The sequence below is a fragment of the Patescibacteria group bacterium genome, assembly GCA_041651155.1.
GTDB lineage: Bacteria > Patescibacteriota > Patescibacteriia > CAIXNZ01 > CAIXNZ01 > JAPLYF01.
Genome location: JBAZJU010000004.1, coordinates 12,784 through 35,662 on the forward strand (window position 1 = coordinate 12,784; position 22,879 = coordinate 35,662).

Consider the following 22,879-nt stretch of genomic DNA (forward strand, 5'->3'; position numbering starts at 1 on the left):
CTACGGCAAACGAAGGTTTGTAACTATGTCAATTTTAGAGCAAATCAACCAAGATTTTCAGCAGGCTTTTAAAAACAGGGAAACAAGCACAATTTCTACATTGCGCTTAGTTTTGGCTGCTGCCAAAAATGAAAGAATAAAAAAAATGGCTGATTTGCAAGATGAAGATATTATTCGGGTTCTTAAAAGCGAGGTTAAAAAGAGGAAAGAATCTATTAGCGATTTTCAAAAAGGAGAACGGCCTGATTTGGTTGCGAATGAAGAAGCTGAGATTAAAATTATTGAAAAATATTTGCCAGCTACCCTAAGTGAAGAGGATTTAAGACAGAAAATAAAAGCCATTTTGCAAGGGGCGGAAGACAAAGAAAATCTAGGCAAGGTTATCGGGTTGGTGATGAAAGACTTGAAAGGCACGGCAGATGGCAGCCTGGTTAGAAAAATTGTGGAAGAAGAATTGAATAAATAAAATAAAAAACATTTTAAAAAAACCCATGCTCCAGAATTTTCTCCTGGCTTTTAGCCAGGAGCAAAAAAAGAAAAAACTTGTCAGTCAAGCTGCCAAATTATTTGTAATTATGCTTTTATTTTTGGCAGTTTTTTTATTTGTTCAGCCAGTTTGGGCGGCGACAATTGAACCTGGTTTAAATACTCTTGCTCCATATATTGGCCTAACAACTACAGATGTCAGAGTAACCGTAGCAAGAATCATCCAAGTTGCGCTGGGGCTTTTGGGTATTATCGCATTAGTGATTGTGCTCTATGGCGGATTTATGTATATGACTTCACTGGGTGAAGCAGATAAGATTGATAAGGCTAAAAAGATTTTAACAAATGGTGTTATTGGTTTGATAATAATTTTAGCAGCCTTTGCTATCGCCAGTTTTGTTATTAACAATCTTATTGAAGCTACTACAGGCGGCGGTGGAGGCGAACCTCCTGGTTATGGCGATGAGGGCGGCGCTTTGGGCAATGGGATTATTGAAAGCCATTATCCGCCGCGCAATGCTATTGAGATTCCTCGCAATACCACTATTGTGGTGACTTTCAAGGTGCCAATGAATGTTGATTCTTTAGTTGATGCGAATAATAATATTGCGCAGACAAATAGCGTGCCGAATATAAAAATCCATCCAACAGCGAGTACGGCTACAGCTGATAATGTGGTTGATGTTCTTGCTTCATATACGCCTGATTTTAAAACTTATATTTTTAAACCCAATGTTTTATTAGGCAGAGATGATCAGGCAGTTAGTTATACGGTTGAATTAACCAACAACATTAAGAAATTTAATGGCAGTGATGCTTTTGGCGCTTTTGGCAGTTATAAATGGAATTTTGAAGTTTCAACTATTATAGACATCACTCCGCCGCAGATTGTTTCAGTCATTCCACAACCAGTGAATAATTCCGGCGCAACAGTGCCACGCAACATTGTCATTCAGATTAATTTTAGCGAACCAATCAATCCTCTGACAATCAGAGGCCGGGTTGAAGTGCAAAATGGGCCGTCACAGACACTGGGAGAATTAAAGCCGGGTACATTTAATAATATAAATGTCACAACAACAAGCAATAATAATACCTACAATATTGCGGGTGAATTTAGTTATGGCAATGAATATAAAACAGTAGAATTTGTGACTAATGATTTGTGCGGCACCAATTCCTGCGGCGGTGATGTGTTTTGCTTGCCCGGAGGCGCTCAAATTAATGTTTTGGCAAAAGCCGCTACTTTGTTAGGCTCAGGGCCAGCTGCGATTTTTCCTTATGATGGCTTGGTAGATATGGCCGACAATTCTTTAGACGGTAATTTTGACAATATCGCCCAGGGACCGAGCGCAAAAAGAAGCCCGCAGACAACAGCTTATGATTTAAATAGCCAGGCCAATAACAGATATGTCGCAGATACGAATGTGGGTGATGATTTGCAATGGAGTTTTTACACCAATAATCTGATTGATTTAATGCCGCCTGAAATTGATACTAATCCAGCCAACAGATATTCACCGACAGCCAATAAAACCAATGTTAGTCCGCAAGCAAATCCGATCATACCTTATACTAAATTAATGATGGCTTCTAGCTTAAAACCAGATAAAGGATATGGCGATGGTTACTGTAAATGCTCTGCTACTAATAATCCCTGTGAATTTGGCTGCGATTTTACCAAGGGCTGGTGTAATGACAGTAATGGGGCAAGGTTTGTCTGTACTAACAGCGTCCCTTTAATTAGTTGCCCGCAAAATCAAGCTTGTTTTGAAGAAGATCATATGACTTTGATCCAACCCACAGATGCAGCGCCACGAGGTTATTGGATAAGCAGCGTTAATAATAGCGCGCTGACAGCCACAATTGCAACACTTAATCATGACAACCCATTGATTGGTGAAAAAACATATAGTCTGACAGTTGGGTCTGGCGTTAAAGATTTAATGCAAAACTGTTATCAGCCTTGTTCTGGTCCAGGCTGTGATAAAATTTTAAAACCAGGCGGCAAGCCAAATGAATATATAGAAGGCTCAGTTTGGCAGCCAAAAAATACCAGTTCTGATCAGGGAGGGTTCCCGTCTTGCCAAATAACAACAACGCCATAAGGCGGTTAATTATGAAGATAGAAAAAACAAAAAAAATAATTTTAGTCGCATTAGCCATTTTTATAGGCTTGATTGCAATTTTATTGGTCAGTCCTGTTTTGGCTCAGGTTGAACCAGGTCTAAACACTCTGTCTCCATATATTGGCTTAGGCACTCAAGATCTCAGAGTGACCATTGCCAGAATTGTTCAGGTGGCTTTTGGCTTACTAGGCATTATCACTGTTGTTTTAGTTATAATTGGCGGAGTAATGTATTTGCTTTCTGGAGGTGAAGCGGAAAAAATCCAAAAGGCAAAAAATTTGTTAGTTGCCGCAGTCATTGGCCTGGTTATCACCTTATCAGCTTTTGCTATTGCCAGTTTTGTGATTAATGAATTATTAAAAGCCACTGGCGCGGGAGGGCCTGGTTTTAATATAAATACCTGTCCAAATTGTTATCCGCCATGTGATAATTGCGGTCCAATTCCGGGCCAGTGTCCTGATCCGAATAAAGACAGCCCGGCGCCATATATCTGCAGTTTATCGGGGATCAATAATGAGCCAAAAGGCGCGACAGGAGATTTTATTACAATTATGGGAGGCAAGTTTGGCGCCACTCAGGGGAATTCCAAAGTATTTTTTAGAAAAGGGCTGGCTCCAAATTATCAGTATATTGAAACTACGATTGTTAATTGCGGCAATGATCCTGTTTGGCACGATTCTCTTATCAAAGTTGAAGTTCCATCAAGCCTGCAATTTGATAATGTAAATGCTGAGCAAAATATTTATAAAGTCGTAATTAAGACAGGAGCTAATAATGAAAATACCAGTGAAGACAAATCAACCGCACTTTATCCGCCATACAATGATGATTTTACCTTGTTAGCCGGATTGCCCGGACCTGGTGTTGCCTGCCTCCAACCGGATAATGGCGCAGAAGGCACAACAGTTACTGTTTTGGGCAAACGATTTGGCACTCAGACTGCTGGTGCAGATTTTTTAAAGTTTCCCATGAATGTTAATGCACAAGTCGGGCATTGGGATGATGAGACAATCCTGAGCAGCGTACCTCCAGGCGCAGTGAGCCAGCCCAGCAATTTAGTTTTTGTGCAAAAAGGCACTATCACCAGCAATGGTTCTCCTTTTTATGTTAAATGTGACAATATAACCGCGAAATGTTCAGCAGATAATTGCTGCAGTGGAGGATATTGCTCTTTTACCACTTCAGATTATTGTAAAGGCGGGCCAGGAGAGCCATGTTCCGGTTGTAGTACGGCAGGCTGTCGGGCAGGCAATTATTGCGACACAACTAATCCTTCAAGTTGTATTTGTAAGGAAGCTGGACCTGGCGCACCCTGCAGTTCCAACACCGCCAGTTGCGTCCCTTCTAATGATTTATGCGGACGCGGATTTTATTGCGCGACTAATGCAGCGACTGCTTGCACTTGCCAATCTCTGCCTCAGATAGATTCTGTCAGACCTGATAATGGAGCCCCGGGAAATTTTATAACTATTACTGGCCAGGGTTTTGGCACTTACGATTCTAATATAAGTAAGATTATATTTTTAGGTACGACTGCCAATAATGACGAGCAAAATGCTAGTTTGCCAACAATTTGCGGCGCCGCTGTTATCTGGCAAGATAAGCAGGTTGTAGTTGAAGTGCCAGCAGGCGCTGTAAATGGCCCGATTAAATTAATAAATGCAGACAGCCAGGAAACAACTTGGGATAATCAAGGGGCAGGTGGATTTACTGTTAATAATGTTAAAAGGCCAGGATTGTGTCCGCTTAGTGCAGCCAGTCCCGATAGAGGTGAGTTTGGAACCTTAGTAAGTTTGAGCGGAAAAAATTTCGGGACAACTAAAGATTCAGCGACAATTGGTGGTGGTGAATTTGATAATAAAAACATATGGACTTGGCTTGATGATTCAATTAAAAATCTTAAAGTGCCGAATATATTGCCCGGTGTTTTACCTGTTCAGGTTAAAGTCGGGTCAGAAAATAGCAATCCGGTTAATTTTACGGTTACCCAGCCGGCAAAAGTGCCAAAAATTGATTATCTTGATCCATCAAGCGGGCCAATTGGTCAGTATGTGACAATTTTTGGCAGTAATTTTGGCGAGCAGGCTAATCTGGTTAAATTTTTAAATCTGGCTGGTGAAACTGATTTTGAAAGCTCTAATTGGCTGATTGCTGATACAAATTTTCCAGCAGGCTGTTCAAAAGCTGGGTATTGGCACGATACATATATAATAGTAAAGGTTCCGTCTGGTTTAAAAATAAATAATAGCCAGGTGGTAGTTAAATCCCAGAATAATCTTTACAGCAATACAATGGATTTTACCCGTAATAATAATCCTGTCACTCCGGGCATTTGCGCCATTGCCCCTGATCAAGGTCCGGTTGGAATCAGCGGTGTGACTTTATATGGTGAAAATTTTGGTACATATTCTTCCTCAACCAGCAGCCAGGTTAATTTTTGGCAAAATAAAATACCTGCTGATCAAGCTTTGGATTGGTCAGCGAATAAAATAGGCGCAGGACTTGATGGCAAGCAGGGTCAGTCCGGAAGTTCATTAACTGTTCCAATAGGCGCCATAACCGGACCTGTGCAGGTAACTAATTCAGCCGGTGTTTTAAGTAATAAGGTTCAGTTTAAAGTCAATGATTGCCGGGTGCAAAATATTTGTGCTGGCAGCCAAATTTGCTGTCAGGCTGACGGAGTTTGTAAAAATCCTGAAGACTGCGGCCAGGCTGTTTATGGCCAGATGTGCACGTATTCCTGGTCATTTACAACCGGCAAATTAGTTTCGGCTCTGCCCCCGCAAGTAATTGAGGATATTGCCTGTACTGACAAGCCACAGAGCCCGACGCCCTGGAAAAAATCAGTTGATAATTGCACAAATATATGGGTCTCTGCCAGATTTAACAAACTAATTGATCCAATTACCTTGCAAAAATCAGCTAATAATATTGAAGTCAAAGCCTGTGGCACAGCAGATAATTTTAATTTTGCTGATTGCAATACCCCTGCGCTTGTTCCATCGGACATTACAACTTTTTCATTCAATTTAGATAATCAAGGCGCAGAAGCCAGCGGTTTTGAATTCCAGCCAGACGGCAATTTAGAGCCAAATACCTGGTATCGGGTCACCTTAAAAAGCGGGGCCAATGGAATTTATTCATTAGAAACTGAGAATCAGGCCAGCCTGCAATTAGATGGTGATTTTGATGGCCAGCCAGGCGGGGAGTATAGTTGGTATTTTAAAACAAAAAATTCAAATTTAGCCTGCGATGTTGAGAAGGTGGTTGTTACGCCCCAAGACGCTTTAATTATCAGAAAAGATCAAACTCAAGATTATAATGCTTTTGCCCTGGCAAATAATTGCAATATATTGGATAGCAATTTTTATGACTGGAATTGGTATAAAGTATATAGCACTCAGCAAACAGAAAGCGCACAATGCGATCAGCCTGCAGACCCTGCTCCTCAAACAAATTACTGTACTGCCAAAATTTCTTTAGCAGACAATCTGCCTTTGCCTGATGGAAATAATAAAATTGATTATAAACAAACGGCTACGCCAGAAAAGCAAGGTTTAATTTATGTCGGAGCCAAAGTCTCGGATAAGAAGGATGATAATAATAGACTAGTCATTGATTTAAATATTCCAGAAATAGATTATTTTACACCGACTAACGGCCTGGTACGTCCAGAAGTAAAAACTTATGTCACAATTTATGGCAAAAATTTTGGAGCTGCTCAAGGTACAAGCCAAGTTTTCTTTGATAATATTCCTGCGCAATTAGCTGATTGTAAAGAATCCTGGTCAGACACTATGATTAAAGTCCAAGTGCCGCAAGGCCAGTCAATCCCTGCTGGAAATTCAGCCACTTATAAATTACCAACTCCAGGCAAAGAAGACGGCATGCTATTATTTTATGATTTTGAGGAAACTAGCAATGTGCTTATCAGTGATAGAATTAATGGTTTTGACGGTGAAATCAAAGGAACTCCGGCTCACATTAATGATTTATTTAAGCAGGCATTATATTTAAATAATTATCCGGTTTCCAGTGATTATAAAGATTACGTTAAATTGCCAAACCAGAATTTAGGCACCGGCAGTTTGGAATTTTGGTTTAAACCGCAGGGTAGCGGTACTTTATTCAGCGCAACAGACGGGACAGCTGTAAATGCCTTTTCCTTAGATTACAGTACGGCCGCCAATACGAAAAAGATTATTAAAGATAATGACTGGAATTATTTAGCTTACACTTATGATGGCAGCCAGGCGAATTTATATTTAAATGGTTTTAATTTTAATGATTTTACCGGTACTGGCATTATTTTGACTGGAAATTTTATTGGCACTGATAAAAACAGCATTTTGATTGGCGCAAAAAATATTACCAATCTCAGCAATTACTTTAAAGGCGAGATAGATAATTTTTCAATATTTAGCGCGATTTTGACGCAAGAACTTATTAGCCGGTATTTTGGTTTAAGCGCTGGCCAGGTTTTATTTTTAAAATTTGAAGATACTGGCAATGAAATTATTGATTCTTCACCCAATAAATTTACGGGGATTGCGTCTTCGGGCAATATAGCCAGAGTCAATGAAGGCATGTCTGGCAAGGCCATAAGTTTTAATTCTGATAATCAATATAGTTTAAATATAGCCAATGACCCTTCTTTAAATTTCAACAAAGAATTTTCAATTGAAGGCTGGATAAAAACAGGCGCAAATCCTGCTACGCAGAGTTTTTATTCATCAGATGAAGCTGCTTTCCGCACAATTGCCGGAGGCTTTTTGCGTTTGACTTTGCAAATTAATAATGGCAGTGATGTAGCGACTTATTATGCTCAAAGCACTAATAGACTCCTGCCAGATCAGTGGAATTATTTTGCCGGCACTTATGATGGACAAAAAATTCAAATAAATTTAAACGGCACAAAAACAGAATTTAACGCGCCTGGCTTTATTTCTCAAAGCAGCAATTTTAATTCTGCCTGCATCGGCTCCTGCTCGGGCACTTTTATAGGTTCGCTTGATGAAATTGCAATTTACAATCGTGTTTTGTCAGATTCTGAAATAAACAGCCGTGTTGGCGCAAAAGATATGTCGCATCTTGTTATCACGACTGATTTTGGCAAAGCAATTAGCCCTGATGTTTTTTCATTTAGCAATAATATTTATCCTTTTTTGTGTTCCTTAGAGCCGAATTTCGGAGTTGAGAATACTCCGATCACTGCGACAGGCGCAAATTTTGGCGATTCCAATAAAACTGTTTTTAATAATATCCAATATGGCGTAGGCAGTTATGTTAATTTTAATAATCTGCTTTTTAGCTTATTTTTAACTGATGATAAAATAAAATCATGGTCAAATCAGATATTAAATATTTTAAATCCTTTAAAAATTGATGCTAGTAGCTTGCCTGAGAATCAGGTTTATGTGGCAATTGATCCTTTTTCAGAACCATATAATGATTTATTGAATGCCGGCACATTTAGTGAAGGAGATCCGTTTGCTGATCTTAATAATAATGGCGTTCATGATCAGGCTGCTTATAATAATGGACAAGAGCCGGACTTAAAAAGCAACACCTTGCCGTTTTATTTGTCTCCGGTAATTACTTCTATTTCACCGGATAATGGCCCGATTAGCCAATGGGTGACTATCAGCGGATATAATTTCGGCGATACTCCAGGCAAGGTATATTTTTTCAATAATCAGGCAGCAGAATTACCGCCAGCGCCCTGTGAAAGATACTGGACCAATAATCAGATTATCGTGGTTGTGCCGGCTGGCACGCAGTCAGGTGATGTTTATTTGGTGACTGCCCAGGGCGGCTTAAATAATGAAGGTATTGAAAGCAATCGGGTCAGATTTACAGTCAATGACAATTTGCTTGGCGCAGGTTTGTGCCAAATTTTACCTGCTAAAGGTAAAATTAATCAAGCGGTGACAATAAAAGGCGTAAGATTTGAAGATACGCGAGGGGAAAGTAATTTAATTTTTAGTAAAAGTAAAATTGCTTCTATTAATAATTGGTCAGCTAAAAATATCGCGGCCTCTGTTCCTGCTGGCACTGAAACTGGCTCTGTGGTGGTGACAAAGAGAATTTTAACTGGCAAAATTTGTGCCGGCTTTCATATCGGCGCTTTTTGCCCAAGTAATACTTATGAAAATTCTTATACTGAAGTAGTCAGTAATCCATTAAATTTTAAAATTTTAACGAGTACTGGCTGTACAAGTGATACTGATTGTGAGGCTTGCGGACTCGGAACAAGCAGTTGTGTTAATGGCATTTGTACTCCATATATTGCAAATTTTACGCCGCTCAATGGCAAGGTGGGGACATGGGTTGACTTACAGGGCTGTTATTTTGGCTGTGAGACGGGCAATGCTTATTTTAAAGGCCTAATAACAGACCCACCTATATCTACTAATGATTATAAGGCCTACTATCAATTAAAATCAGATGCCAGGGACGTTACCACTAATTTTGATGGCTCGTTTTGTGTGCTTAATAATTGCCATGAGGCTAATTATACTGACCCGGCTTATTTTAATAATAATGAATTGCTTTTGAATGGCAGTGATTATGTTAAAGTGCAAAATTATTCCATAACTTCAAGTTTCACTGCTCTTGCCTGGGCAAAATCAGGGACTAATAATTGGAATCAGAATGGCTGGATTATGAGTTCAAGGAGCAACAATGGCTTTATAATTCACCCTAATAGCGGCAAAAACACCTGGACAGGATATATTTTAAATAAAGATGGTCTCTACCTTCCTATTGGCGATTACACTGTAAATGATATAAAACAATGGCATCAATATGGGGTTAGCTATAATGAGGCGACTAAAATAGGGCAGATGATTTTTGACGGGCAAGTTGTCGCCACCAGAAATTTTACGGATCTAACTCCAGTATTTCTTAGAGAAAACAGTAAGATTGATCTTTATCTGGGGGTTGATTCTCCTCCATTCATGAACAGATTTGGTCAGGGTTCAATTAACGAAGCGCGTCTTTACAACCGCGAGTTGGCGATCAATGAACTTCAGGGGATTTATACTAAAGGCGGCGGTTCATTGCAGTCCTGGATTCCGGCGCAAAAGCCGAGTGATTGTAAATTCTGGCAGTGCTCGCCAAATGCCGATAATGATCATATTATTGCTGAAGTCCCGAACAAAAATACAGCTACCACTTTAGATGATGCGATTACAGGACAAATTAAAGTTATTACGTCTTTAGGTTTGGAAACTGTTACGGCCACGAATTTTGAGGTTAATGATATTGTTCAGCCAAATATTTGCACTCAAATCAGCCAATGCGGCAATAATTCAATTGAGGCAGGGGAGCAATGTGACGGCACTGCCTTGCCATCGCCTTTGCCCGAGTGTCCTGGCAATTTGCCCAATTGTACTTATCAGTGCGCTGATACTTGTACTTTATTAAGATGTGATGCCAATGATCAAAATTGCACAACGGCAGATCAATGCGGCAATAACGCAATTGATAATGGAGAAGAATGTGATTATTCTGCAAATCCCCCTGTTCCCAGCGGTTTAGATTGCACGAATTTCGGTTATCCGACAAATTCTTGTACATTTAATTGTGATAACCAATGTCTCTTGTCGCACTGCGATATTAATGGTCAGAATTGCGTTCCGGTTGATTCTCTTTGCGGCAATGGCAATATAGATACAATAGCTGATGGCAGCGGCAATATTATTTACCAGGAAGAATGCGATGGTACAAATTTGAATAATAAAACATGTGCAGATGTGCCTGGCGGTTTTGTGGGAGGAACTTTAAGTTGCTTTGGACAAGGTAATGCCAATCAATGCAATTTTGACACTGCTTTGTGCGCTAAAGCTATTACCAGGCCAAAGGTAGAGGCAATCTCACCAGCTGACGGAGAAACAGCTTTTTGCAGAAATGGCATTATGGACATATTTTTTGACAGCTTGATTGATCAAAAGACCTTGGAACAATATCAAGATAATGTTTTAACCAACAGAAATATAAAATTGGAAGCATGCACAAATCAAACTGTAAAAAATCAGGAAAATGGCTTAACGAAAAATGTTCTGGCTTATTTTAGAAATATATTTAGCAGGCTCTTTGGCTATGAAAAGCCAGCTTTGGCCCAAACAACTTGTACTGCTTTAAGCGATGAAGATTTTTACCTAAGAATTTATAACATTAATAATAAGACAGTAATTTCAGTCACCCCCAATTATTTATTAGATCCAGCCCAAATATATAGAGTGCAGATTGTCGGCGGTGATCAAGGCGTAAAAAGTTTGAGCAATGGTACTTTGGATGTTGCTAATTCAACCGCATGCTCTAGTGCTGACACGAATAATTGTTTAGCAACCTTCCTGACTCAGGGAACTGCAGGTGATGACCAAAGCGGCATTTGCCAGGTTAACTGGATAGATACGAAGGTTTATCGCGCGCCGTTTACCAGTGAAAATGACCGTATTGCCGAATATAATAATAATGATTTATTTGTTTGCGCAGGCAAAGATGACTGCCATCTTGATGCTGATTATGATCAAGACGCGACAACTTCTGGCAACCAACACATTTATGAGGCAGTCGCCAAATATAATAATGGCTGGACATTGAAAGCTAATTATCAGTGGTCCAGGACTGAAGATATTGATCCGCAAAACGCACTGGAAATTTATAACAGGATAGACAATTTATCAACGGATATAAATAAAGTTAAAAATACAACGGGCAGAGTTTATACTACAGCTAAGCCAATAAAAGAAGTTAAATCCCAATTATTAGTAGAAGCCCAGGCACAGGGCAGTTTGCTTGCGCCTGTTACGCAAAGTTTTAATGTCTTAATTTTAATGTGCGAAAATCCCTGGCCTTCAATAAAAGAAAAGTTTCCGTTGGCCTCAATTCCACAAGCTTTTAATTCCCAGACATATTATTGCCGCGATAACCCAGCCGGACTTTTGCCTGAGGCGCGTATTTTAATTCCGCCTGTTGAAAAACGAACAACTATTGAAAATCTGGATTTTCAGTATGGCAATCTGTTTAATTGGATTCCAGAAACCGGGCAGGGTGAATTATGGTTTGTCCAGCCAGTTGAAAGCTTGATCGTCAATGAGGGCTGGATAATTAATACTGCTTTAGGCTCTTTTGGCGGCAAAGATTTTAATTTAGGCAAGCAGCCGACTGGTATTTTGTCTTCACGGCAATTTGTAATTGAAGGCGATGAATTAAGATTTAAAATTGGCGGCAGTAATCATGCCTGGCCTAGCGCCAGATTAAATCAGGATCTGACAATAACTACTTCTGAGATTGAAGAACCGGGCGCAGGCAATCTGCCTGATAATGTTACGGCCGTAACTTTAGAAGCGGCAGATGCGCCAGAATCTACATTTTATGTCCGGGCACAAGCAACTGGCAGCGGAGATAATATCTTGAGGGATATAAGTTTTAAATTACCTAGCAATTATACTGGAAAAATTGGTATAATAAAGATATATGATAATAATGTAGATGGTTATGTAATGTTTGATGATTTGAGGCAATATGAAAAAGGCGTGCGAATACCGATAAGGTTTTAATTTTTAATTTTTTATGGTGAAAATAAACAAAAATAAATATTTATTGTTTGCTATTTTTATTATTTTTTTGGTTTTGCCAATTATGGGCAAAGCCCAAAATGAACGGGTGGCTGGCGCTGATACTTTATTAAGAGAATTTTTATTTCCCATTAGTTCTTATAAAGAATCCGGCAATGTTATTAGCAAATTGGGTGTTGAGTGCGATAAGTACAGCCCTTTAAACCAAGATTATGGCAATAATTCGTGCGCAAGCACTTTAACTGACACAGGTGAGATAAAAAAAATGCCAGACAATAATAGCATTACTACCTCTGGCCAAGCCAAATTTAGCTATAAATTTAATGTCAGCAATCAAGGAGATTATGTTTTTAAAATTAGCGCGTCCAATGATTCTGATAGTTTTTCTCGGTTAACACGCCAGCAGATTGATCATATTTTAACATCTCAAGAAATGAATGGCCTTAAAGATGTTGACACTATTTTAGCTTATTTGGGAGAGGGTCTGACTGTTGCTGATTTATCACTGATTTCTACCAAAGGTGATGAAGTTTATCAGCTGGTTAAGAATCTGGTTTTTAGCGTTTACGTAGATGGTAATAAACAGGGTTATATATTTGTTAAAGACACTGATCCTGCCCAGCTTCAGGAGGGTTCAGTAAAAATTGGCAATCTTTTGCCAGGAGAACATATTATTTACCTGCATTTTTTAAGTGATTATTATTATAATTTTTATGATGCCTGGAATCAAGGTGTTTGTTCTGGACAAGAAGAGGTGAATGGGGATACATGCGAGACATCGGATGCCAATGCCTGTCTGTCTGCCGTTGCCTCTGTTTGCCAAAATTCAGTCTGCACTGGAGGTGTTAAAAATGGCTTAGCCTGCCAAACTGAGACTGACTGTATTTACCACGGTACGTGCGTTTCTCAGCTGCCTGCTATTTTAAATAATTTTAGCAATGCTGATTTAAATAATAATAAAATTTTAGATACAAATCCTGTTATTTACGGCACGGCCATTGATACGATTATGCCGACCGATGATGTTATTGGCATAAGGATCTACAGTAATTTACTGAAAAAAGATGTTGTTTCCTGGTATCAGGATAATGTAGATAATGCTGCATCAAGTTATGACTCAATTACAGTTGACGGCTATCAGGCGGTCAGAGATGAGCGCACTGTTTATGTTAATGCGGCTAATATCGTAGAAACGCCCATACCAAATACTGATCCGCCTCAAACAGCCAAGCAATTTTTTACCAATATCTATGTCATGGCCTATAATCAATCAGCACCGTCAGAGACAATTAATATCTTTAACCAGATGCTGGATAATTGGGTTTTTAATATAAACGTGAGCGCTGATGTCAAGGATAAATTAAGGCGCGATATGACTCGTTTGGTTGATTTAAATACGATTAATGATTTGTTGCAGCAATATCAGGCCAGCCATGGCAAATATCCTGTTTTGGATGCAGGAACTTTTGTCCAAGGGCATTCTCTTTCTACCTGGCCATCCTGGCAGGCAACTTTAGGCAATGAGTTAGGTTCTGGGTTGCCTCTTGATCCTTTAAATTTAATGGCCACCTCTCAGAGAGGCACTTATAATTGTCAGGATTCAGTGGAAAAAGTTAATTGTGTTAATATCTGCACTAGAGATGCTAACAATGCAGCTCTCACAGGTTGTCCAGCTAATGAGCAGTGCGTTGACAACCAATATTGCAGTATTTGTCCGGCCCCCTATGATGTCCAGACTTGCTGGGATGCTATTAATTCAAAATTTGCTTTAAATACATACGCTAATTGTTGTCCTTTAACCGCACCTTACACTACAAACATTTGTCCTATAGTAAATGGTGCACAAGCTGATGCAAAATTAAACGGTGCTTTTAATCTGGGTGGGACAACATGCGTAGAGCAGGCTTTAAAGCCCGAGACTTATGACGGGGCATATGTTTATCAATACACTGCTTTAAATGGAGGTAAAAATTATCTTTTAAATTACCGTTTAGAATATCAAGATGCAAATCTCTGCGGGCCTGACCAGTGCTATTTTGATAATAAAGATAATGATCCAACCAATGATTGCTATGGCCCAGGCAGTTGCTTGGCTGCCTGCGATTCTACTGGCCAAAATTGCGGTACTTGCAGCGATAAAAGTAAAACAACTGAAGCTGACTGCAAAGCGGCAATTGGAACCTGGACATCAATGGATCAATATAAAGATAAAAGATGCGTTTTGGGAAATTGGCAGACCTCTTGTAATGACGGCTATATTGAAGGCCAATGCGGTGAAGCCTGCGATCCAAGTGTTAATTTAGAAAATCAGGCTTGGTGCGATTTAGAATACGGCGCGCATAATTGGTATAATAAACAACTGCAGCCAAAATGCACTGCCAGTTGCACTCTTGAAGGTTTAACTGCACCTCCCCCAGCTTATTCTTCTCAACCAGGTGTAAATAATTGCGGCGGTTTTTGCGGGGATTATAAAACGCAACAAGAATATAAAGAACAGTGCGACCAGGGTTCTGTCTCTGCGCCTATTCCCACGCCAGACAAAGGGGGGATTGGAGGCATAAGCACTACTTCGCAGTATATGTGCTCTGGCCAGGCTGGCGGGACGCCTATTTCGCTTAATGGCGCTAGTTGTAATCAATTTTCTGATGACTGGTTTCTGCCCTTAGCGCAAAGTTGTGCCGCTTTGCCAACAGACAGAATAAGCAATGATAACAATATCCTATTAGCCAAGGGCGGTTTTAGAGTCAGCTATAAATTTAACGTGGCTAAAAGCGGTTCTTATTCTGTGAAATTAACAACCGCTAATTTTGGTGATGATTTAAGTTTGCTGACTAAAGATCAAATTGATTATTTTAGCCAATTAAAAACCGCTGGCCAACCTGATTTATACAATATTAATAATGATGGCAGCCTCTTTATCCCAGAATACGGCGAAGTAACCTCTGACCAAAAATACAGTCTTTTGCGCAGCTTGATTTATAGCGTCTATTTAGATCAGGACTATATTGATGAGGCCAATTCTGGCAACAGGATCGGATTTATCATAGTACCGGCCACTAACCAGGATAAAAAGCAAGAAGCTACTTTGAATCTAGGCAGCCTGCAAGCCCGAAGCAGTGATTACACGGTTTATTTGCATTTTGTCGGCGATCATTTTTATCTGCCATTTGATCCAGCCACTTTACCCGTTTATGTTGATAAATTTACCGGAGTTGATACAGATGGCAATAATGTTTTAGATATAAACCCGGCAATTTTTAATGTCCAGTTTTTCTCGCCCGAAGCAAATGTGGGCAGCTGTCAAAGTTTTGGCGGTTATTGCGGAGATAGGGAAGTGGAGCTGCAATATGGCGAGCAATGTGATTATAAAAACTATGTAGTGCCTCAGCCTGCGGAAACAGCTAATCTGGCCAGAAATCCCAGTTTTGAAAAAATCTTTTCTCCCTGGGAAATTGTGGCAGGAAATGCCAGTCTGGACGAGGGTTCTTCTTTTAATGGACAGTATAGCTTGCTTTTGAGTTATGATGCTGCCAATGAATTTTGGCTTAAGCAATTTAATACCTTTTTTGCCAATAAACAATATTTAATTTCACTGAGGTTAAAGCTCTTAGTTGGAAAAATAAATTCCCTTAGTTTCCAGACAGGCGACCAAACAAATAGCGAGACTTGGACTGAGACTGATAAAGTTGATTTTCCTTTGCCAGATTCCAATGAACAAAAAGCCGGCTGGAATTTATACCAGGTTAATTTTACACCGAGCCAAGCGGCTTATAAATTTAGAATTATTTTTAATGTAGAGCCAGGTACTAAATTTAATTTAGATGAAGTTAAGATATTTCCTGATGTGAGTGTAAGACCGCAGTATCAATGCGGCATTAATTCAGCAGGGAAAAGATGCCAATATATTGGCGGCTATTGCAGCGATGGGATTATTCAGGATGGCTCCAATAACACTGTCCATTCAGCTGAACAGTGCGATGACCGAGTGGGCTTAAGTTGCGCCAATAGTGAAGGCTGCGGTAAAACTGGCCGTTGTGAGAATGGAATTTGTCTGAGTGATAATTGCAGTGATGCTTGTCTGAATGCCTATTGCGGTGATGGCATTGTCCAGCCTAATGAGATTTGTGATACTGGTAGTGATCCATACTGCGCTGATGGCTGTAAGAGCATTAAAATGGGTGGGACTTGCAGCGCTGTTAAGCCTTGCGCTCAGAATCTTTCATGTTCAATTAGAAATTATGGTGATTATGATACAAAATGCCTGGGTGCGCGAGGCAGTTTAGGCTGTAATAGCAATAATGATTGCGTTTTAGGCTATTATTGTGATGCGAGCACGACCAAATGCGAGCCGGAAGTATCTTCTTATTTAGAGTATCATTCTCAAACTGAGACAAATTTATTTTTTCCCAAACCGCCTTATACTGCTGACATCGGGTACAGCATAAATAATTCTAAATGTCCTAATTTCAAGGTGATTATTACAGCAGACAACAAGAATTTATTAGCTGATACTTGTACTGGCTTAGTCTGGAATTCAGCTGATAATATAAGCAATCCAAATACGAACTGGACTTACCAGGCAGCTGTTGATACGGGTTGCGGTGAAGCCACGGCGACGCGATTGCCAAATATTAAAGAGCTTTACAGTTTGGTTAGACAAACGAATATTGGGCTTTTTTATGCTGACAAACAAGTTTTAAAGCTCTGCCCATTAAATTGCAGTTATAACCAGGATGGTTTATGCAGCGATTGTGGTGATGATAATTACCTTTACTGGTCAAGTACTTGCGTTGAAACCGATGCTAATAATAATTGTCTTAGTGCTTTGGCCATAAATTTTAAATATGGCAGTATTGAAAAATATGGCACTGATTCTGCTTTTAAAGTTCATTGTCTGCGGGAGACCAAATGCGGAAATGGCAATTTGGAACTGGGTGAAACTTGTGAATTTAATAAAGGCCATACATGCTTGGGAGGAGAGAACGCAGGCGCAAATTGTATTGATGATACTAATTGTCCAGGCAGCACTTGCACTCCAGGCTTAGTTGAAAAAGAAATTACTAACCAGTCATGCAAAACTAATGGTTATGACGGCGGCTTTTTACACTGCGATCCGCAAACCTGCACTTTCAGGTATGATAATTGCTATAATGATACTTTGCCGAATAAGTCATGTCAGGATATTTGCCAGGTAAAGAATTTGGATTGCAAAGCAGTCGGTACAAATATTGATAAGGCTGAGGAAATATATAATCCGGTCACAAATGAATTTGGCATTGCCAATAATAATCAAATGATGAGCATTGATTCAGGCAATAATTGTCTTTTGCAAACTATCCCTGAAACAGAAGGAAAAAATCAAGTCAATAAACGCTGCAATTATCCTTTTAACGATAAAGGCGCAAATTGTCTTGAGACTGGCACCGGACAAAGTGTCCCGGCGCCATTTAGATCTGAATATTCTTATTGTAACTGCCAGCCGAAACAATAAAAGCAGATTAAAATTTTATGAGACGAATTAAGAAAAAATTTACGTTTACCTGGTTTAACTTTTATATCTTTTTAATAATTTTAATTAGCCTAGCTTTTATTAGTTTGAATCTGCTGGCTGATTTTGAAGAAACACCGGCTAATTTACAAGATTATTTCAATAACCAGAATTGTCCGCAATTAGCAGACAGTACTGACTTAACTGTTAAGGACGTCTGCACTGGCCTGGTTTGGGTGCGCCATGAATTGCCAACTTTTAAAATTATCAATGATCCCAAGCCCGGATATGCCTGGCAAGAGGCAGCTGATAAATGCGCAGCCTTAGAGCCAGCAGGCATGTTTCGCTTGCCAACTGTTGAAGAATTATTAAGTTTAGTAAAGTATAAATGTGATGAAACAGGTTGCCAGGCAAACGCGGATATTGTGAATGATCAAGCAGGCACCAGGCCTTCTTTTTCAGGCGGTATTTACTGGACGGGCAGTGATTTCAATGAGACTGCAGCAGGGATTGCCAACCCGCAGCGGGATTATAAAAGAACAGTCAATTTATTAAATGGCAAGGCTGATAATCCGATTTTTGCCCAGGATATGAAATTAAATGTTTTGTGTATAATGGATCGCCAGCCAGAAATTTTTGAGCGCAAATTTATAAGTGCGACAACAAGCAATATTGCCAATGGCGCGCAAGTAACCAGAGGAGAATTGCAAACTATTTATCACCGTGATTGCACTGAGGCTTCACAATGTTTGGGTATTGGGGCGACTGCCTGTATCTCTTTAAGCGTGTCAGCCCAGACCAAAAATTTTTGTGCCAAAACAGAAGCAATTAACTTGACTACGCCGAGGATAGTCGGCTGTAATTCAGGTTTTCATATAGAAGGTTCTAATTGTGTGACTAATGCCGGCACTGGTGACTTGAATTGGCTGGGCACGGCTTTTAATGGTTTATGGGCAAAGGCAGCCTCCGGCGCTCACATTGCACCAAGTATTACTGTTGCGACTGATAAAACCAGTTATGTTTATCCAGCCTCAGTAATTTTGTCAGCCACAGCCAGCGCAAGCAGCCCAAGTACTATTACTTCTGTTGATTTTTATTATAATAATACAAATTATATTGGTACAGTGACAGAGCCGATTGACGGCAAATATATTTTTACCTGGAGCAATATGAGCATGGGCGCTTATGAAATTATCGCCCGGGCCATAGACAGTGCCGGCTCAACCAGCTTGTCAGCAGGCGTAAACATTACAGTTGGCAGCAATACGCCTCCGAGCGTGACAATTGCTACTGATCCGGCTTATGATGCTGCCGGTATTTCTGGTCCGGCTGATGTGGCGATTAATGTTTCGGCGCATGATCCTGACGGCAATATTACTTTGATGAAAATTTATCAAAGGAAAGATCCGGGCGGGGTGGATGCCTTAATTGCAGACTGCAGTTCTATAAATAATTTAACTAATATTGGCGGGCCTGATTTTACGGGCAGTTGCACCTGGTTATCTGTTCCGATTGGGAATTACATTATTACAGCCAGAGCAATTGATAATAATGGCGGTATGGCCGAGGCCACGGCTCAATTAAAACTTGTTAATCAGCCGCCGAGCGTTGCAATTACCCAAATTATTTATAGATTAGCAGATGGCAGCTTTAAAACAGTTGCGGGCGCTGATCTGAATAATGCGCATTTTCCACCGGGTGAAAATTTAGAAATACATGCCACAGCTTCCGATGATGTGAGAGTAAATGAGGTGAGGTTTTATAATGGTCCTGATGAGATTGAGGCGAAAGAACTGATTTGCCGTAACAATAATCTTAGATTTTTAAACCCAACGCCATGCGATTATGTGGTTACCTGGAAAAATGTGCCAGCCGGAAGTTATGGTTTGAAAGCAATAGCTTTTGATAATGGCGGGCAACAAACCATTTCCGACACGATCTATATTATAGTTTCACCGGAAATTTGCGGTAATAATTCAGATGATGATGGTAACGGCCAGATAGATGAAAATTGCTATCCATTTATGATAAATGTGCATGATTATAATGCTAATAATGATGAATTTACAGTTTATATTGCGCCTGAAAAAGAGGATACATATGAAGAAATAGGCGTGGCTGCGCTTTTTGCCGGTGCGACTTTCAATCAAGAATTGCAGTCTGGAAAATATAATATCAAAGTGGAATTTAAATGCACTGATGATCCTAAAAAGGCGGGTACTCCAGAAGTTGAAATTATAGGCAGTTTGGGAGTATCTAAAGTAGTTGTCTCTGAGCCAAGTGTTACAGGCAGGACAAGTAGTTGTGATTCTGTGGGTTTAAATAAATATGACTGCAAGTTAAATTATGCTAAATATACGAATTATCCAAGTTGTACAGTTTTAAATACTAATTCCCTTGGCACTGCTATTTTTCCAATAACTTTGACGGCTATGCCTTAGATTGAAGGCATCTCTGTCGGCAATATTCTATTAGTTCTAAAATAAAATTAATAAATTAATATTTAAGAAATAAATTTATGTTTGATCAACCAACCAAACCGCAATCAATGCCACAGCCAGGCCAGTGGCCACGACCAACAGGTCCAGCTCCAGTCGGGCCAGGGCAAGCTCCCATGGCTCCAAAACCGCCAGTCAAAGAGCCAGAAGATATTTTTTCTGGTGTTAATACAGGCGGACCAAGCACAGGACGCTCTCCAATGCCTCCTGTCATGCCAAGACGAGGAGGAGGCAAAAGAATCGCATTAATTATTCTAATCATTGTTATTGTAATTCTGGTAGCAGTTGGCGGAGTTTTGGCTTATTACAGCTTTTTTAAACAGCCCAGCCAGCCAGCAGCCAATGCTAATTTAAATGCCCAGCCCAATGTAAATCTTAACCAAAATATTAATGCTAATTTGAATGTAAATGAAAATCTCAATGCCAATGTTAATGAAAATGCCAATACAAATCTTAATGTGGAGCCAACCCCAGCGGTTGATAGCGATAATGATGGCTTAAGCGATGTTCAGGAAGTGACCTTGGGTACTAATCCGCAAAGTGCTGACACAGATGGCGATGGTCTTTTTGATGGTGAGGAAGCCAATATCTATAAGACAAATCCCTTAAATCCTGATACTGATGGCGATGGATATTCTGATGGCGTAGAGGTAAGAAGCGGCTATAACCCCAATGGCCCTGGAAAATTGCCAGTCCCTGCCATATAAATTATTGGTTAGGATTTGTCGTTTAATTATTGCTATTAAATTTATAGTTATATTTATTTATGTTTGGAAAAAAAACAGAGCCTGCGCAGCAACCTGCTGAAGCAAAGCCAAAACTTGAACCATATGAAATTCATGTCATGCCGTCAAAATTCCATAAGTATTTGGCAGTAAAAAAATCAAAGCTTGGCCGTTTACTGATAATTATTGCCATAATTATTTTAGTTTTAGGCGCAGTTACTCTGGCAGCTTACTATTTTGTTGTTCCGATGAGTCAGCCTGCTCCAGTTGCCAATCTTAATTTACCTGTAGCCAATTTACCCCAAAATCTTAACCAGCAGAACTTGAATTCTAATCAGAATTTAAATGCCGGCATAAATGCCAATGCCAACATAAATGCAAATTCTAACGAGAATTTGAATGGCAATACAAATATCAATTCAAATCTTAATACTAATGTTAATTTAAATATCAATTTAAACGTAGCGCCACCTTTGGCTGTAAATTATACAAGCAGTCTGGATTCTGATAATGATGGATTAACTGATGTGGAGGAAGATTTATATGGCACGGATAAAAGGAAGCCAGATACGGATAATGATGGTTTTCTGGATGGTGCAGAATTAGTCAATCTATATGATCCCAAAGCTGCGGGCGGCGCCTTATTGGAAAATTCCGGCTTGATAAACGTTTATACTAACCCTAATTTTAAGTATCAGATATTTTATCCCTCTTCCTGGCTAGCCAGACCAACCGATTCTAGCCTGGCAGAAGTGATTTTTCAATCAGCCACAGGTGAATATATTGAAGTTTTGGCCGAAGATAATCCAGAAAGATTAGATTTAGTGCAGTGGTTTTTAAAGCAATCACCTTTAAGCGATTTGAATCAAATCAAAAGGCAAACCACGAAACAGGGCCTGGATGCTTTAATTAACCCTGACCAATTAACTTTTTATTTGATTGGAAACGCCAGCCCGGATGAGGTTTTTGTCATTACTTACAATATCGGCACCAGAATTCAGGTGAATTTTTTGACTACCTTTAAGATGATGATAAATAGCTTTAACTTATTGCCCCAAGCCGCATTGCCGACAATTAATACCAATTCAAATACCAGCCAAAATCCGTAAGACCCATGCCTAGTTCATTAAATCTAGCATTATGATAATTAATTTTTATGTCCAGACAAAAGTAAAATTGCCTTTTAAACATAGCATTGTAAAACAGATTATCTCCCGCAGCGTAAAAGTACTAAAAGTCAGGTACAATTTTGAAATCACGATTTTGTTAGTCGGTACCAAAAAAATAACTGCTTTAAATAAGAAATTCAGGAATAAAAACAAGATTACTGATGTTTTAAGCTTTAGTCAGCAGGAAGGGAAACAGTTTATTCTTCCTCCTCAGGAAAAGAAATATCTGGGAGACCTTATAATTTGCTATCCCCAGATAAAAAAACAAGCTAAATTTTTTTCTACGAGCATCCAAACGGAGTTTTCTTTAATCCTTATACATGGCTTTTTGCATCTGCTTGGATATAATGATGAGACCCTAAAAGGGGAGAAGGAAATGCAAAAATTACAGGAAAAAATATTAACCCAACTATGATAAAATTAAGGCGCTTATTAAAAAGTTTTAAATATGCCCTGGCCGGCTTGGGCAAGGTCTTTTGGGAAGAACAAAATTTTCGCCTAGATTTGATAATTGCTTTAATTATTATACTCCTGGCTATTTATTTGGAAATTGCAGCCTGGGAGTTTATTATTCTGATCTTAATCATTTCTTTAGTCTTAATTTTGGAAATAATAAACAGTATTATTGAAAGACTGCTTGATTTGTTAAAACCCAGGATTCACCAGTATGTTAAGGATATAAAAGATATGACGGCTGCTGTAGTTTTTGTCGGAGCGCTGGCTTCAGTCTTAATAGGGATTTTAATTTTTTTACCGCCTATTATTAATAAATTTTTTAAATAAATAATTAATTAAAATAC

General features: G+C 39.4%; 9 protein-coding genes. All 9 read left to right on the forward strand.

Going from position 1 to position 22,879, the window contains the following annotated elements:
* Positions 1–25 precede the first annotated feature (25 nt).
* The 9 genes from WC460_03735 to WC460_03775 all read left to right on the forward strand — a co-directional run bounded on the left by WC460_03735 (position 26) and on the right by WC460_03775 (position 22,862).
* Positions 26–466, forward strand: a complete 441-nt coding sequence (locus WC460_03735) for a GatB/YqeY domain-containing protein (protein MFA5188446.1) — start codon at positions 26–28, stop codon at positions 464–466.
* 25 nt (positions 467–491) lie between these two features.
* Positions 492–2,594: an Ig-like domain-containing protein gene (locus WC460_03740; protein MFA5188447.1), complete on the forward strand. Its 2,103-nt coding sequence runs from the start codon at positions 492–494 to the stop codon at positions 2,592–2,594.
* 11 nt (positions 2,595–2,605) lie between these two features.
* Positions 2,606–12,181, forward strand: coding sequence for a LamG-like jellyroll fold domain-containing protein (locus tag WC460_03745; protein MFA5188448.1), 9,576 nt, complete (start codon positions 2,606–2,608; stop codon positions 12,179–12,181).
* A 13-nt stretch (positions 12,182–12,194) separates the two neighbouring features.
* Complete coding sequence (locus WC460_03750; GenBank protein MFA5188449.1) at positions 12,195–17,690, forward strand: carbohydrate binding domain-containing protein; 5,496 nt, start codon at positions 12,195–12,197, stop codon at positions 17,688–17,690.
* Between the two features lie 17 nt (positions 17,691–17,707).
* Entirely contained in the window at positions 17,708–20,128 is a 2,421-nt protein-coding gene (locus WC460_03755) for a DUF1566 domain-containing protein (GenBank protein MFA5188450.1), read from the forward strand.
* Between the two features lie 77 nt (positions 20,129–20,205).
* The gene (locus WC460_03760; GenBank protein MFA5188451.1) at positions 20,206–20,892 is read left to right on the forward strand and encodes a hypothetical protein; all 687 of its coding nucleotides are present in this window, start codon (positions 20,206–20,208) and stop codon (positions 20,890–20,892) included.
* A gap of 59 nt (positions 20,893–20,951) precedes the next feature.
* Positions 20,952–22,019 (forward strand): hypothetical protein, encoded by a 1,068-nt coding sequence (locus WC460_03765; GenBank protein MFA5188452.1) that lies wholly within the window; start codon positions 20,952–20,954, stop codon positions 22,017–22,019.
* A gap of 31 nt (positions 22,020–22,050) precedes the next feature.
* The gene (gene ybeY / locus WC460_03770) at positions 22,051–22,494 is read left to right on the forward strand and encodes an rRNA maturation RNase YbeY (GenBank protein ID MFA5188453.1); all 444 of its coding nucleotides are present in this window, start codon (positions 22,051–22,053) and stop codon (positions 22,492–22,494) included.
* Positions 22,491–22,862 (forward strand): diacylglycerol kinase, encoded by a 372-nt coding sequence (locus WC460_03775; protein MFA5188454.1) that lies wholly within the window; start codon positions 22,491–22,493, stop codon positions 22,860–22,862. The genes ybeY and WC460_03775 overlap by 4 nt, the downstream gene beginning before the upstream one ends.
* Positions 22,863–22,879 lie beyond the last annotated feature (17 nt).

Bases quoted from the DNA above. Each gene is read 5' to 3' on its own strand.
- WC460_03750 (MFA5188449.1), top strand. From the start codon at position 12,195: ATGGTGAAAATAAACAAAAATAAATATTTATTGTTTGCTATTTTTATT.
- WC460_03765 (MFA5188452.1), top strand. From the start codon at position 20,952: ATGTTTGGAAAAAAAACAGAGCCTGCGCAGCAACCTGCTGAAGCAAAG.
- WC460_03755 (MFA5188450.1), top strand. From the start codon at position 17,708: ATGAGACGAATTAAGAAAAAATTTACGTTTACCTGGTTTAACTTTTAT.
- ybeY (MFA5188453.1), top strand. From the start codon at position 22,051: ATGATAATTAATTTTTATGTCCAGACAAAAGTAAAATTGCCTTTTAAA.
- WC460_03745 (MFA5188448.1), top strand. From the start codon at position 2,606: ATGAAGATAGAAAAAACAAAAAAAATAATTTTAGTCGCATTAGCCATT.
- WC460_03740 (MFA5188447.1), top strand. From the start codon at position 492: ATGCTCCAGAATTTTCTCCTGGCTTTTAGCCAGGAGCAAAAAAAGAAA.
- WC460_03735 (MFA5188446.1), top strand. From the start codon at position 26: ATGTCAATTTTAGAGCAAATCAACCAAGATTTTCAGCAGGCTTTTAAA.
- WC460_03775 (MFA5188454.1), top strand. From the start codon at position 22,491: ATGATAAAATTAAGGCGCTTATTAAAAAGTTTTAAATATGCCCTGGCC.
- WC460_03760 (MFA5188451.1), top strand. From the start codon at position 20,206: ATGTTTGATCAACCAACCAAACCGCAATCAATGCCACAGCCAGGCCAG.